We start from the raw sequence: 14477 nt of genomic DNA on the forward strand, positions 1-14477 counted from the left end.
CCCCCCGGCCGCTGCGGCGCCGTCCGGGGGCGGCGGCAGCGGGCGCGAGCAGGCGCGGCGCATCGCCCAGGAGCGGGCGGAGGCCGCGCGCCGGGCCCGCGAGGAGGAGCAGAGCACCCCGGCACGGAGCACCGAGGGGCGCGACCGCCCTGCGCAGGCCGCCCCGGCGGCCGCCGCCGCGACGCCTCCGGAGCCCCGGCCGGAGCCGGCCGCCCCGGATGACGGATGGGGCCAGGTCGTGGTGCCCGGCGGCGGCCGCCCCGCGCAGCCGTCGAGCGCGGCGCCGGCGCCCGCCGCTCCGCGGCAGGACCCTTCACCTGCGCCGGCGGCACCGGCGACCTCCGCGGCACCGGCCCCTGCGCCGGTGGCGTCGGCGCCTGCTGCGCCGGCTCCGGAGCAGCCGGCGGGCGCCGCGATCGGGGCCGATGCGGTGCGCGGCCACTGGTCGGCGATCATGGACGAGCTCTCGCAGATCCGCCGCCCCGCCTGGGCGCTCGTGTCGCAGAACGGCCACGTGCAGGACGTGCGCGGCTCGACGCTGATCATCGGCTTCCGCACGCCCGGGCTGCTGTCCGCCTTCCACCGGGGGACGAACGCGGAGAACCTCGCCGAGGCCGTCCGCCGGGTCACCCACGTCGAGCTCGCGATCGAGGCCGTCGTCGGGGAGGACCCGGGATCCGGGGGAGGCCCCGCCGGACCGCCGCCGCAGTCCGGCCCGCCCTCGCAGTCCGGCCCGCCGGTCCAGTCCGGCCCGCCGTCGCCGGGACGAGGGGCAGGCGGAGGAGCTCCGGCCGGTCCCACGGCCTCGCGCGAGCAGGGCAGCTGGGGCGCGGTCGCGGACCGGTCGATGCAGGGCGGAGCCGGTGCCCGATCGGCGGCGCCGGCCCCCTCGGCCCCGTCGGCCTCCTCGGCCGCGCGCCCCCGCCCGGCGCAGGAGCCCGACTACGCCCCCGAGCCCGAGGACCCGTTCCCGCCGGACCCGTACGACGAGGGGCCCGGCGGCTGGGGCTCCCCGGAGCCGGCCGCCCCCGCGGCCGCATCGGCCCCCGCCCCGGTCGCGACCCCAGCACCGGCCGCGACTCCTGCCCCGGCCGCGGCTCCTGCCCCGGCCGCGGCTCCTGCCCCGGCCGTGCAGGAGGCGCCGGCGAGCACGCCGCCGCCCGCACCCGCGTCCTGGGGCGACGCGGTCGCCTCCGCTCCGGCGGCGCCCTCGGCGGTGGAGTCGGCCCCGGAGCCGGAGCAGCCGCTCGTCGTCGAGGACCTGCGCCGCGACACCGTCCCCGATGGGCAGCCCCGCACCCACGGGCAGGCCGCGCTGCGCCGGGCCATCGCCGAGGGCCGCGTCGTCCGCACCCGGGAGATCGTGCCGGAGGGTGCGGCGGGGCCGGCCCCCGCGCCCGCGCCCCCGCAAGAGGTCCGATCCGACCCCGCCCCTGACCCCGCCCCCGCTCCCGAGTCAGAGCCCGCTCCCGAGCCCGCCGCGCCTGCGTCGATGTCGGCCGACGCCCCGGCTCCCGGCAGCCCGGCGGCGGCCGCGGCGGACTGGGACGTCGTCGCCGTGCCCTCGGGGACGCCCGCGGCCGTGACGCCGCCGGAATCGGTGCGGCCCGCCGCCGCGCCGGCGGCTCCGGCCCCGGCGAGCACGGAGCAGGCCGCCAGCGGGGCCGAGCTCGCGCGGCGCGCGGCCCAGGCATCCCGGGCGGCCGCGCAGGAGCGCAGCCGGACCCGGTCGGCGCCGAGCGCCGCGGCCCCGCCGCCCGAGCCGGAGGACCCCACCGGCGGCGCCCGCTGGGACGACGCGGATGCGACTGTGTCCCGTCGCAACGGGCGCGAGGTCATCGAGAAGATGCTCGGCGGCCGCGTCCTCGAGGTGATCGACGAGACGAAGGGCTGAGAGCCCGGAGCTGAGAGCCCGGAGCTGCGAGCCCGGCGCTACCCGCGCGGCTCGAGCAGGCTCACCAGGTCGGTGCGCAGGGTCGCGGGATCCGTGTCCGGGGTAGGGGCCGTCACGTAGAGCTCCCAGAACGGGTGGACCATCTGCTCGCCCCGGTCGCCGACCGACCGGGTGAACCGGCCCCAGGCCTCCCCGAGCCCGCCGTAGCCGCCGATGTGGCTGGTCATCGCCACCCGGCCGGCGGGAAGCTCCGAGGCCTCGACGACGAACCCGCTGGGCAGCGCGATCGGCGCGGACGGCGGGGAGTCCACGGGGAAGCCGACCTCGAGGTCGGCGGTGTCCACGGGCGCGCGGTGATGGAGGGAGAACGCCGGGCCGATCGGCGCGATGCCGGCCTCGGCCAGGGCCTGGGGCAGGTGCGAGAACGTGCCGTCCATCAGCGAGGGCATGTCGTACATCGCGAAGCCCTCCTGGCGCACCACGGCGGTCGGCACGGCAGGGGCCTGCGCGATGCGGCACGAGGGCAGCGGATCGGCGGAGTCGTACGGCGCGGGCATCGAGGTCATCGAGAGCTCCTCACGGACGTCGGGGTGGTGCCGGACACACTAGCCGCGGTGACGGGGCGCCGCGGGCCCCGCCGTGCCCGCCGCGTCCGTCGCGCCGCCTAGGCTAGGGGCGTGTTCGAAGGCATCGTGCAGGACCTCATCGACGAGCTGGGAAAGCTCCCGGGCATCGGCCCCAAGTCCGCCCAGCGGATCGCGTTCCATCTGCTGGACGCGGACGAGGACTCCGTGCGCCGTCTCGCGGACGTCCTGGTGCGCGTGAAGGAGACGGTGCGCTTCTGCACCGTCTGCGGGAACGTCGCGGCGGACGAGCTGTGCCGCATCTGCGCGGACGCCCGCCGCAGCGACGAGGTCATCTGCGTGGTCGAGGAGTCCAAGGACATCGTGGCCATCGAACGGATCCGCGAGTTCCGCGGCCGCTACCACGTCCTCGGCGGGGCGATCGACCCCATCGGCGGCGTCGGCCCCAACGACCTGCGCATCGCCCAGCTGATGTCGCGCCTGGCCAGCGGCGAGACCACCGAGGTCATCCTCGCGCTGGATCCCAACATCGAGGGCGAGGCGACCAGCGCCTACCTCTCCCGCCTCCTGCAGCCGATGGAGCTGACCGTCACCCGCCTCGCCTCCGGGCTCCCCGTGGGCGGCGACCTCGACTACGCCGACGAGATGACCCTCGGGAGGGCGTTCCTGGGACGGCGCAGCGTATGAGCGATGCTCCCGGAGGATGGGGCATGGTCGGGGGCGCAGGTCCGGTCCCGGGCCATCGGCCGCCCCCGCCCCCGGGACGTCCCGTTCCGGGCCGGCGACCGGCTCCGGAGCCGCTGCGCCACCTGCCCGACCCGCCGCAGGTCCCCCCGGAGCCCCCGGCGACGGCCTCGCCGCAGCAGATCATGCTGCCCTCGCGGCGGGTGCTGGCCGCCCGGATGCTGCGGGCGGCGTGGCTGCCGGCGCTGATCCTCCTGATCCTCTGGTACCTGCTGCTGACCTGCTACGTCATGGGCACCTCGCCGACTTTCTGGACGCTGGGGCTGCTCAGCATCCTGTTCGAGCCCGGGTACTTCGCGATGCTCGCGCGGGCGGTCGGGTTCAGCCCGAGCACCCTGGGCCTGGCCTACCTGCTGCTTCCGGTGCTGGGCACCCTGGTGAGCCTCGCCCTGCTGCCGGTGTCCGTGCATCGGGTGGCGACGATGGACCCCCGGGCCCACCTCACCGAGGAGGACTTCCAGCGCTGCCTGGCCCGCCGGGCCGCCGCACCGCTGATGATCCCGCCCCTGGCGGCGATCGTCCTGGTCACCGTGCTGGCGCTGACCCCGCTCTCCCCGCACTGGCAGTCCCTCAGCGCCGGGGTGCTCGCCGCGCTCAGCGCCGGACTGCTGTGGTGCCTGCTGGCGTGGCTGGCGATGCGCGGTCGCCTCAGCGCGACCCAGCTGCTCGAGGTCCCGTCCCCTGCCGCGCAGCTGGGGATCTGGGACCGCTCCACCCGCACCGTCCCGGCCGCCGAGCGCGCCCAGCGCCTCGCCGTCCTGGTCACCCAGGACCGCCGCCACCTCCCGCCGGTCCCCGCCCGGCTCGAGCCGGGCCCCGCCGAGCTGCTCGTCCACGCCGCGCGCAGCCTGCGCTGGATCGCAGGCGCCGCCCTGTACTGGGTGGCTCCCGTGGCCCTCCCCCTGAGCTGGATCATCTTCACCGTCCAGGACCTCGTGGTGGTGATCCACCGCCTCACCAGCACGCAGACCTTCACGGTCGCCCGGGCGGAGCAGCCCTGGCAGGTCTTCGCCTTCGGCGTCCCGCTGCTGCTGGTGCTCGTCGGCCTCGTCGCCCTCACCCCGCACCTGGCCATGCTGCTGGCCGCCGGGACCCGCGATGCGGTCACCGATGAGCGCACCTACCCGACCTGGGAGGAGCGCGCCGCCCGCAACCCCTGGGAGGTGCGGGTCGTGAACCTCACCGGCGTGCTCGTGAGCCTGCAGGCGCTGCTGATCACCGCCGTGTACACCGTGCTGCTCCTGGCCGCCGGCGCGATGAGCACCGTCGGCTGGGTGTGGGCGGCGGTGGACGTCCTCCTGCTCGTCCCGCTGCTGGGCCTCGGCGCGAGCTGGGCGATGCGCCGCCGCCTGCGCGACGTGCTCTACGGGCCCGCGGGGCGGTACGTCCGCCGCCGGACTCCGTTCCTGCTCGTCGCGCCGGAGGGCGGCATCGCGCCGCTGCGGCACGTCGCGCCGGCCGGCCCCGCCCGCCATGCCTCCCACGCCGACCCGTACCGGGCGGCCGATGCCGAGGCCATCTCGCAGGGCATCCTGCCGGACTTCGGCGCCGCCGCCGACGAGGAGTCGCCGCGGGAGGACCCCCACCGCATCCCCGACACCGAGACGGGCCTGCACCGGCACGATCCTCCCCGGTGACCCGTCGGCGCCCCCGCGCTACGATGACGGGGCGCACGGAGGCCTGACACCCCTCGGCCCCGCTCGGGGCGACGAGCGCACGCGCGTACCGGCGGACCGACGAGAGGCCGGCAGCAGCCGGCGAAGGTGCGGTGGCACAGCGACCTAGCCCCCGCCCGCACCTCCAGGGCCTCGCCACCTGGAGGAATGATGACACCAGTCCCCGTACCCGCCGTCCGCACCCTCGCCGCCGACCTCGCCCAGGTCCCGCCGGGAGAGATCGTGACCGTCCGCGGCCACGTCCACCGTCGGCGGGAGCTCTCCGCCGTCGCCTTCCTCGTGATCCGCGACCGCAGCGGCCTCGTGCAGGCCGTCGTCGACCGCGCCGCGGGCACCGCCGCGCTGCCGCCGGAGGAGACGCCCGTCGAGGTCACCGGCACGCTCAGCACGAACCCCAAGGCCCCCGGCGGCCACGAGATCACGGCCCCGCGCATCACCCCGCTCGGGGACCCGGCCGCCACGCCGCCGGTGGAGATCTGGCGGCCGGCGCTCACGGCCTCGCTGCCGACTCTCCTGGACCACGCCGACGTCGCCTGGCGCCATCGCACCCAGCGGGCGCGCTGGCGGCTGGCCGCGCAGTCCCTGCGCGCCTTCCGGGAGACGCTGGACGCGCAGGGCTTCACCGAGATCCTCACCCCGAAGCTCGTCGGCGGGGCGACGGAGTCGGGGGCAGGGCTGTTCGCGGTGGACTACTTCGGGCGCGAGGCCTTCCTCGCCCAGAGCCCCCAGCTGTACAAGCAGCAGCTCGTCGGCGCCTTCGAGCGGGTCTACGAGATCGGCCCCGTCTTCCGCGCCGAGCCCCACGACACCGTGCGGCACCTGGCCCAGTACAGCTCCATGGACGTCGAGCTGGGCTTCGTCCGCGACCACCGCGATGTGCTCGACGTGCTCGTGGGCGTCCTGCGCGCGATGGTCCAGGGCCTCGCGCAGCGCGCCGCGGCCGAGCTCGACCTGCTCGACGTCGAGCTGCCGCGGATCCCGCAGGAGGTCCCGGTGATCCGCTTCGCCGACGCCCTCGCGCTGCTGGGAGCCGACCCCGCCGAGGAGGACCTCAGCCCCGAGCACGAACGGGAGCTGGGCCGATGGGCCCGCGCCGAGCACGACAGCGACCTGCTCGCGGTCGAGGGGTACCCGCTGGCGAAGCGGCCCTTCTACACCCACCCGTGGACCGGCCCGCAGATCCCCGGAGGGCCGTGGAGCAACAGCTTCGACCTGCTCTTCCGCGGGGTCGAGCTGGTCACCGGCGGGCAGCGGCTGCACCGCCACCGCGACTACCTCTCCGCCCTCGCCGAGCGGGGGATGAGCGCGGCGGCGCATGCCGACTACCTGCGGGCCTTCGAGCACGGCATGCCGCCGCACGGCGGGTTCGCCATCGGCCTGGAACGGTGGGTCTCCCGCCTGATCGGGGCGGCGAACGTCCGCGAGGTCGCGCTGTTCCCCCGGGACCTCCACCGTCTGGCGCCCTGAGGCGCCGCCGCCTCAGGCGATGCGCGTGCCGCTGCCGATCCGTCGCATCGGCACGCGCAGCCGGAGGACCGCCGTGGCCGCGGAGGCGCCGCCCAGCAGCAGCCAGGCGGCCAGGCCCATCGGCCAGATCGGACCGGGCAGGGAGGTGTCGAGGTCCTCCGGGTAGCCGGGCACGCCCGGATCGCAGTGCACCGACCAGGAGCCCGAGGTCGGGTCCGAGGCCCAGCGCATGCCCAGCTGCAGGTACCGCAGCAGGTCCAGGGGCGGCTCCGATCCCGCGTTGAGCTCTTCCGGGTCGATCTGCGGCGCCATGTCGGCGACCAGGACGAAGGGGTTCACCCACAGCAGCGGCGCGGAGATCTCGGAGCGCACGCCCCCGGTCTCCCAGGTCTCCGCGACGCAGACCTGATCCCCGGGCTGGGGCTCCGGGGAGCCGGGCGGCAGCACGACCGTCGCCTCGTGGCCCGGCGCGGTGCCGACCTGCATCCAGTCGCTGTCGAAGGGCTGCTGGTAGTAGTCGGTGCTCTCGCGGTCGACGCTGAGCATCGGCAGCGAGGCCGCCCAGATCACCGGCAGGATCACCATCGCGCCGATCACCACCAGATCGGTGAGCACCACGGAGCCCAGCGGCCTGCGCAACAGCGAGGACAGGCCCACCCCGAGCATCGTCACCAGCAGCGACAGCAGCGCCAGCATCACCATGATGCGCAGCAGGTACAGGGGCGAGGCGCCGGAGAGCAGCGCCGCGGGCGCGATCGAGGGCAGCGCCGCGGCGAGGAACGCGAGCCCCACGATCCAGCTCGCGAGCACCTTCCCGGCGACGATCTCCGCCGGGCTCAGCAGGGTGGCCTGCAGCGTCGCGAGGGTCCCGGCGGTCCGATCCCCGTTGACGGCGCCGGCGGACAGCGCCGGCAGCACCAGCAGCTGCAGGAACACCAGCAGCAGCGTCCCGAGGGAGAACGCGAGCCCTCCGGCTCCGCGCAGCGACCCCGCGCCGTCGAGGTCCAGCACCAGGTAGGAGGCGAGGATCAGCAGGCTCATCCCCATCAGGAACAGGAACCACAGCCCCAGCGCCACGTACCAGCGCTTCGAGCGCACCCGCTGGCGCAGCTCGAGGCCGATCACGACCCGCAGGCCCTGCGGCCGCAGGCGCCAGGTGGACGTCCCCGCGGTCAGGCTCGGTGCAGGCCCCGGGCCGGGGGAGGCGGGGGCAGGGGAGGGGACGGTCGGTGCGGTCATCGCAGGACTCCTCGCTCGGCGGTGTCGCCGCGGGTCGGGACGGACAGGCGTCGCACCGCGAGAGCGGCGGCGCCGCCTCCCGCGAGGAGCCAGACGGCGAGGCCGACGGGCCAGGCGGGGGCGTAGGCGCGGGAGGGCTCGGGATGGCCGACGTCCCCCGGCGAGCAGGTGGTGAAGCGCGCGGGCTGGGCGGGATGCGCGGCGCCGTCCAGACCCGAGCGCATCGTCGACAGCACGCCCATGCCGGGCGGAGAGACCTCGGCGACCGCGACCAGCGGATGGACGGCCAGGAGCGGCAGGAGCAGGTCGGACCGGGGGACCGGACGGGACTCCTCGGAGAAGACGCACCACCGCTCGGCACGCGTCACGGAGCGCCAGGGGTCCTCGGAGCCGGCGGCGCCCGACGCCTCGAGCCATCCCACCGGGACGAGGATCATCGGCGCCCCGACGTCGGCCTCCCTGGCCAGGGCGGGGTGCTCGACCCCGGGGACCTCGGCGAGCGCCACGATCTGGTCCGCATCGATCGGCCGCGACGTCAGGACCTCCTGCTCCTCGGTGAGCAGGGGCAGGGACGCGGACCACAGGATCGGCAGGCCCAGCACGAGGATCGCGACGGCGCCGGCGGTGCGGACCACGGCCCCGGAGCGCCGCGCGGCGCGGACGGACAGCCCGGCCCCGAGCAGCGCGATCGCGAGGGACACGAGCGCGAGCACCGCCGCGACGGCGACGACCCGCGACAGGGGATGGGCGGCCAGGACGGCGCCCGGCAGGAGCGAGGGAAGGGCCAGGCCGATCAGCGCGACGGAGGTGGTCCAGGTCGCCAGGGCGTGGCCCCCGATGATCTCGGCCGGGCTGAGCAGGCTGGCCCGCAGGACCTCGAGCCGGCCGGCCGCGCGGTCGGCCTGGATCTGCCCGGCGGCCAGCGGCGGCAGCACCAGCAGCAGGGCGACGGCGAGCACGAGGACCGCCATCTCGAAGGCGGCCGATCCCGTCCCGCGCCGGAGCGCATCGGCCAGGAGGAACAGCAGGTCCAGCGCCAGCAGCACCACCGCCCAGAGAGCCAGGCCCCACCGCCAGCGGCGCGATGCGGCGCGGCGCCGCAGGGTCAGCGACGCCACCAGGAGGACGCCGCGGGGACGCAGGCGCCAGGCGCTGCCCGCGGACGCCCCGCGCGCCGGGCGGCGGGAGGGGGCCTGCGGCCGGTGCAGCGGCGGGGCGGTCACAGCGCGCCCTGGCGCCGGGCCGCCTCGCTGGAGAGGTAGGCGTTCTCGAGGCGTCCGGCGGCGGGGCCGAAGCCGATGATCTGCGCGTCGTGGGCGACGAGGTCGGCCAGCAGCAGGGCCGCGACCTTCTCGTCGGGCAGGTCGAGGGTGACGTCGGCGTGGCCGTCGGCGGCGGGCTCGGACCGGCGCACCCGGCCGCGGGCCACGCCCACGTCCTCGAGGGCGCGCCACAGGGAGGAGGCGTCCAGGCTGCGGATCCGCCAGGCCTGCGGCCGCGCGGCGAGCTCGTCCAGCCCCGCCTGCCCCGTCTCGCGGCCCTGGTCCATGAACACGACGCGGTCGGCCATCTCCTCCAGCTCGGAGAGGATGTGGCTGGAGACCAGCACGGTGCCGCCGGCGGAGGCGAAGTCCCGCACGATCCTCAGCAGGCGCTTGCGCGCCGCCGGGTCCAGGCCCGAGGCCGGCTCGTCGAGCACCAGCACCTCGGGCTCGTGGACGAGGGCGCGGGCCAGGCCCAGGCGCTGCTTCTGCCCGCGGGAGAGCACATGCGCCGGGCTGCGGGCGAGCGAGACGAGGTCCAGCTCGGCCAGCAGGGCGGCGATGCGCTCGCGCAGCCGGTCGCGCGGCAGGAAGTAGGCGCGGCCCACCACCTCCAGCACCTCGTGCACCCGCAGCGAGTCCCAGGCCCCGAACTGGTCGGGCATCCAGCCGACGGCGCGGCGCGTCGCATCGGTGTCCACCATCGGGTCGTGCCCGAGGATCCGCACCGACCCGGAGTCCGGCGCCAGCAGGGAGGCCAGCATCAGCATCAGCGTGGACTTGCCGCAGCCGTTCGGCCCGACCAGCGCCGTGACCTGGCCCTGCGGCGCCACCAGCGACAGCCCGGCGACGGCCTGCACGGAGCCGAAGGCCCGCGAGACGGAGTCCACGACGATCCCCGGCACGCCCTCGGCTCCGGATCCTGCGGTCGCGATCGACATCGGCCACCCCTCCTCGAGCCGCCCCTCGGCCCTGCCCCGATCCTGTCATCCCGGACGTGCGCCGGATCCCTCCTGCACGGAACCTCCGCAGATCGTGCGCAGATCGTTGCGCCGAGGAGCTGGGCGGACACGGGCGGGACGTCCCGCATGGCAACCGCGCGGTCCGCCCCCTGGACACCCCTCGTACACTGGGGGAGGCCCTAGGACGTGCCCGTGCGCTCCGCCATGCCCGGGGTCTCGCGGGGGCACGGCCCGGTGCCGGTCCCATCCCGCGTGCGACGGCGCGTCCCTCGCGCCCCGACGAACCTGAGGAGGCCCGCCTCGATGAGCCTGGTGGTCCAGAAGTACGGCGGTTCCTCCGTCGCCGATGCCGCGTCCGTGAAGCGCGTGGCCGACCGCATCGCGCTGTACGCGAAGGCCGGCCACCAGGTCGTGGTCGTCGTCTCGGCGATGGGCGACACGACCGATGAGCTCATCGACCTCGCCGAGCAGGTCACGGCCACCCCGCCGCCGCGCGAGCTGGACATGCTGCTCACCGCCGGGGAGCGGATCTCCATGGCCGTGCTGTCGATGGCCCTGAACGACCTGGGCGTCGACGCCCGCGCCTACACCGGCTCCCAGGCCGGCGTGATCACCGACGAGGTCCACGGCAAGGCGCACATCCTCAAGGTCACCCCCGGCCGCATCCAGGACGCGCTCGACGGCGGCAGCGTCGCGATCGTCGCGGGCTTCCAGGGCGTCTCCCACACCACCAAGGACATCACCACCCTGGGCCGCGGCGGCTCGGACACGACCGCCGTCGCGCTCGCCGCCGCGCTCGAGGCCGATGTCTGCGAGATCTACTCCGACGTGGACGGCGTGTTCACCGCCGATCCGCGGATCGTCCCGGCGGCCCGCCGCGTCCCCTACATCTCCTGCGAGGAGATGCTCGAGCTCGCCGCCAACGGCGCGAAGATCCTGATGGGCCGCAGCGTCGAGTACGCGCGCCGCCACGGGGTGCCGCTGCATGTGCGCAGCTCCTTCAGCGGCCGCATCGGCACCCTCGTCACCGACCAGGCGGATCGCCTGGTCCCCGTGGACCCCGACCTGACCATCCCCGCCGCCGAGGTCGTCCACCTGGACGCCGGCCGCCCCAGCAAGGAGGACATCGTGCACAGCAATCGCGAGGAAGGGCTCGAGGCGCCGATCATCTCGGGCGTCGCGCACGACAGCAGCGAGGGCAAGATCACCGTGGTCGAGGTGCCGGACATCCCCGGCAAGGCGGCCCTGCTGTTCGACGTGGTCGCCTCCTCCGGCGCGAACATCGACATGATCGTGCAGAACTCCTCCACGGTGGACGACACCGTGGCGATCTCCCTGACGCTGCCGGAGGCCGATGCCCCCGCCGCGCTGGCCGCCATCGAGCGCGCCCGCGAGACCATCGGCTACCGCGAGGTGCGCTACGACGACCAGATCGGGAAGGTCTCCGTGGTCGGTGCGGGCATGAAGTCCTCCCCGGGCGTCTCGGCGACGCTGTTCCGCTGCCTGGGCGAGGCCGGCATCAACATCGACATGATCTCCACCTCGGAGATCCGCATCTCGGTGGTCACGGACGTGCACCGGCTGGATGATGCTGTCCGGGTGATCCACTCCGCGTTCGGCATGGACGCGGACCAGACCGAGGCCGTCGTGTACGGCGGGACGGGGCGTTGACATGACCGAGGCGCGCACGATCGACTCCCGGAGCAGCTCGAGCACCGATGTCTCCGGCACCGATTTCTCCGGCACGCCGGGATATCGCGAGGACGGGCCCGTGATCGGCGTGGTCGGGGCGACCGGGCAGGTCGGCCGCGTGATGCTGGCGCTGCTGGCCGAGCGCGCGGTCCCGCACTCCCGGATCCGCGCCTTCGCCTCCGCCCGCTCCGCCGGCACAGCCGTCGACTACGCGGGCCTGGAGCTGCGCGTGGAGGACGCCGCCACGGCGGACATCACCTCCGAGGGCCGCCGCGTGGACGTGGCGATCTTCTCCGCCGGCGGCGCCACCAGCACCGCCCTGGCCCCGCGCTTCGCCGAGGCCGGCGCCGTGGTCGTGGACAACTCCTCCGCCTGGCGCCGCGACGAGCAGGTCCCCCTGGTGGTCGCCGAGGTCAACCCCGACGCCATGGCCGACCGCCCGCGCGGGATCATCGCGAACCCCAACTGCACCACCATGGCCGCCATGCCGGCGCTGAAGGTGCTCCACAACGCGGCCGGGCTGCAGCGCCTCAAGGTCGCCACCTACCAGGCCGTCTCCGGCTCCGGGCTGGCCGGGGTCGAGGAGCTGGTGGGCCAGGTCCGCACGGTCGCCCCCGGCATCGAGGGCCTGGCCACGGACGGCTCGGCCGTCGAGTTCCCGGCCCCGGCCGTCTACTCCCAGCCGATCGCCTTCAACGTCCTCGCCCATGCGGGGAACTTCGTGGACGACGGCTCCGGGGAGACGGACGAGGAGCAGAAGCTGCGGCACGAGTCCCGCAAGATCCTCGGCATCCCCGCTCTCGCCGTGGCCGGCACCTGCGTGCGCGTGCCCGTCCTGACCGGACACGCCGTCGCGATCCACGCCGAGTTCGACCGCCCGCTCAGCGCGGAGGAGGCCCGCCGCCTCCTCGACGGCGCCCCCGGCGTGATCCTCGAGGACGTGCCCAGCCCGCTGCGCGCCGCCGGCCGCGACGGCACCTTCGTCGGACGCATCCGCCAGGACCAGTCGGTCCCGGAGGGCCGGGGCCTGGTGCTCTTCGCCGTCGCCGACAACCTCCGCAAGGGCGCCGCCCTCAACGCCATCCAGATCGCCGAGCTCCTCGTGGAGGAGACGGCACGGTGAACGGCATCCCGCCGTCGGTGCACCCCTCCTCCGGCCCGGGACCGGTGCCGCTGGCCTCGTTCCTCTCGGACCGGTCGGGCACCGGGACCGTCTCCCAGGACCAGGCGGCGGCCTCCGTCGACCCGCTGATCCGGGCCATCCGGACGCTGGACACCGTCTCCGGCACCGTGGAGCCGACCCTGCGCACCGGCGCCGGCTCCTCCCGGCGCGAGGAGATCCTCGACGGCGCGGCCACCATGTTCGCCGAGCACGGCTACCACGGCGCCAGCCTGCGCGACATCTCCCGGCGGATCGGGATCTCCCACCCCGGGATGCTGCACCACTTCGCGAGCAAGGACGCCCTGCTCAGCGCCGTGGTCGACCGGCTCGAGAACCACGCCCAGGGCATCCTCGAGGCCGCGCCGCGGCTGTCCGCGGACCGCGCGACCTTCCTCACGGCCCTCGAGCGGCAGTGGAACCCGCGCTCGCACCCGATCCTGCTGCTGTCCACGCTCAACGGCGAGGCCGTCAGCAAGGACCATCCGGGCCGGTTCCGCCTGGCCCGCCTGCGCCGCGTCCACGAGCACGTGCTCGAGGATGTCTACACCGCCTTCGCCGAGCGCGGCGAGCTGCGCGAGGGCATCGACCCGGGCTTCGCGGCCCGCTGCACCGTCGCCCTGGTGCTCTCCCTCGCCGTGCGCGAGGAGACGGTGCGCACCCTCCAGCGCGCCGGGCACGACGACACCGCCGCCCAGGACCTCGCCGCCCTCGTCGCGACGTTCCTGGTGGACCCGCGCGAGACCTCCGACTCCCAGCAGAAGGACCCCCGATGACCGAGCAGATCGGCTTCCTCTCCCTCGACGGCACGGCCGACTCCGGCCGCGCCCCGATCCCCGCGGAGGAGGCCCCCGGCATCGGCATCGGCATCGACCGCGACGGGGCGGAGGTGCTCGCCAGCCGGCTGCGCCCCTCGGCGCCCCAGCTCTACCTCGCCCCCGTGGACGGCGGGGTGCTGTGGGGCACCGATCTGGCGGCCGTGGTCGCCGCCCGCGCCGAGCGCGGCCTCGCCCCCGCCCCGCACGAGCCGACGGTCCTGGCGTACCTGCGCGGCCAGGACGTGGCCAGCGGCTCGGCGACCTTCTTCGAGGGCGTGCAGCGCCTGGACGTCGGCGACCGCGTCCGCATCGGCGCCGACGGCGGGTTCCGCCGCGAGCGCGGCGAGGAGGCGGCCGATGCCGGCCACGGCTCCCTCGCCCAGGCGGTCCGCGCGGCGGTGGGCACCGCCGAGCAGGCCACCGTGCTGCTGGCCGAGGACCTCGGCTCGGCGGCCCTGCTGGTCGAGGCCGATGCGGTGCGTGCCGTGACCGTCCACGCCGCGAGCGCCCGCGCCGCCGACGGCGCGGCCTCCCCGGTGGGGGTCTCCCGTGCGCTGGAGGCCGTGGCCACCCGGGCGGGGATCGCCCACGAGCCGGTGCGCCCCAGCACCGACCAGTTCAAGAAGGACCTCGCCGACCTCGTCCGCACCCAGGGCGAGCCCTTCGCGCACCTGGGCGTGTACGCCCACTTCGTCGCGGTGCGCCACGCCGCCGAGACCGGCGCCCCCGGGGCGGTCGTGATCGACGCGACCGGGCCGCGCGGCGCCGGGTTCATCGGTGCCGCGGGCCTCCCGCAGGCCGCCTCCCGCCGCGAGGGGCTGCTGCCCGGCGCCGTGGACCGGGCGCGCCGCACCCTGGCGTCCCGCCGTCGCCGCGTCCTGGACGTCGACGCCCTGCTGCAGGATGCGTTCGTCGAGGCCACGGCGGCCGCCGGCCAGCGCCCTGCCGCCGACCGCACCGACCGCGACGCCGCCGCGGTG

General features: G+C 75.8%; 11 protein-coding genes and 1 pseudogene. 8 read left to right on the forward strand and 4 right to left on the reverse strand.

Features of this window, described 5'->3' with window-relative positions:
* Nucleotides 1-1894: pseudogene (locus BF93_RS19905) on the forward strand (DNA polymerase III subunit gamma and tau); the annotation flags it as partial.
* A gap of 38 nt (nt 1895-1932) precedes the next feature.
* Here BF93_RS19905 and BF93_RS18545 read toward each other — a convergent pair.
* Nucleotides 1933-2460, reverse strand: coding sequence for a GyrI-like domain-containing protein (locus tag BF93_RS18545; RefSeq protein ID WP_038374729.1), 528 nt, complete (start codon nt 2458-2460; stop codon nt 1933-1935).
* A gap of 111 nt (nt 2461-2571) precedes the next feature.
* On the opposite strand from BF93_RS18545, the gene recR reads away from it, so the two are divergent.
* The 3 genes from recR to aspS all read left to right on the forward strand — a co-directional run bounded on the left by recR (nt 2572) and on the right by aspS (nt 6365).
* Entirely contained in the window at nt 2572-3165 is a 594-nt protein-coding gene (gene recR, locus BF93_RS18550; protein WP_038374732.1) for a recombination mediator RecR, read from the forward strand.
* Between the two features lie 182 nt (nt 3166-3347).
* Nucleotides 3348-4859, forward strand: a complete 1512-nt coding sequence (locus tag BF93_RS18555) for a hypothetical protein (RefSeq protein WP_156954211.1) — start codon at nt 3348-3350, stop codon at nt 4857-4859.
* A gap of 189 nt (nt 4860-5048) precedes the next feature.
* Nucleotides 5049-6365: an aspartate--tRNA(Asn) ligase gene (gene aspS / locus BF93_RS18560; protein WP_038374739.1), complete on the forward strand. Its 1317-nt coding sequence runs from the start codon at nt 5049-5051 to the stop codon at nt 6363-6365.
* Nucleotides 6366-6377: 12 nt separating this feature from the next.
* Here the strand turns inward: aspS and BF93_RS18565 are convergent, their stop codons facing one another.
* The 3 genes from BF93_RS18565 to BF93_RS18575 are packed head-to-tail and all read right to left on the reverse strand — an operon-like array spanning nt 6378 to nt 9807.
* A complete protein-coding gene (locus BF93_RS18565; RefSeq protein ID WP_051487215.1) occupies nt 6378-7604 on the reverse strand; it encodes an ABC transporter permease in 1227 nt (408 codons plus the stop codon).
* Nucleotides 7601-8827 carry a hypothetical protein gene (locus BF93_RS18570; protein ID WP_038374733.1) on the reverse strand — a complete coding sequence of 409 codons (1227 nt, stop codon included), beginning with the start codon at nt 8825-8827 and terminating at the stop codon, nt 7601-7603. The genes BF93_RS18565 and BF93_RS18570 overlap by 4 nt, the downstream gene beginning before the upstream one ends.
* Nucleotides 8824-9807, reverse strand: coding sequence for an ABC transporter ATP-binding protein (locus BF93_RS18575; RefSeq protein ID WP_051487216.1), 984 nt, complete (start codon nt 9805-9807; stop codon nt 8824-8826). The genes BF93_RS18570 and BF93_RS18575 overlap by 4 nt, the downstream gene beginning before the upstream one ends.
* A gap of 324 nt (nt 9808-10131) precedes the next feature.
* Here BF93_RS18575 and BF93_RS18580 point away from each other — a divergent pair, with 324 nt between their 5' ends.
* From BF93_RS18580 to BF93_RS18595, 4 genes are all read left to right on the forward strand, one after another.
* The gene (locus tag BF93_RS18580; RefSeq protein ID WP_038374735.1) at nt 10132-11499 is read left to right on the forward strand and encodes an aspartate kinase; all 1368 of its coding nucleotides are present in this window, start codon (nt 10132-10134) and stop codon (nt 11497-11499) included.
* Between the two features lies 1 nt (nt 11500).
* Nucleotides 11501-12643, forward strand: coding sequence for an aspartate-semialdehyde dehydrogenase (locus BF93_RS18585; RefSeq protein ID WP_084148705.1), 1143 nt, complete (start codon nt 11501-11503; stop codon nt 12641-12643).
* Entirely contained in the window at nt 12640-13455 is an 816-nt protein-coding gene (locus BF93_RS19190) for a TetR/AcrR family transcriptional regulator (protein ID WP_232226500.1), read from the forward strand. The genes BF93_RS18585 and BF93_RS19190 overlap by 4 nt, the downstream gene beginning before the upstream one ends.
* Nucleotides 13452-14477, forward strand: a 1026-nt coding sequence (locus BF93_RS18595) for an asparagine synthetase B family protein (protein WP_038374736.1), incomplete at its 3' end; no start/stop codon positions are given. The genes BF93_RS19190 and BF93_RS18595, both read left to right, overlap by 4 nt.

Origin of the sequence: Brachybacterium phenoliresistens, from assembly GCF_000576425.1 — a bacterium.
Lineage (GTDB): Bacteria > Actinomycetota > Actinomycetes > Actinomycetales > Dermabacteraceae > Brachybacterium > Brachybacterium phenoliresistens.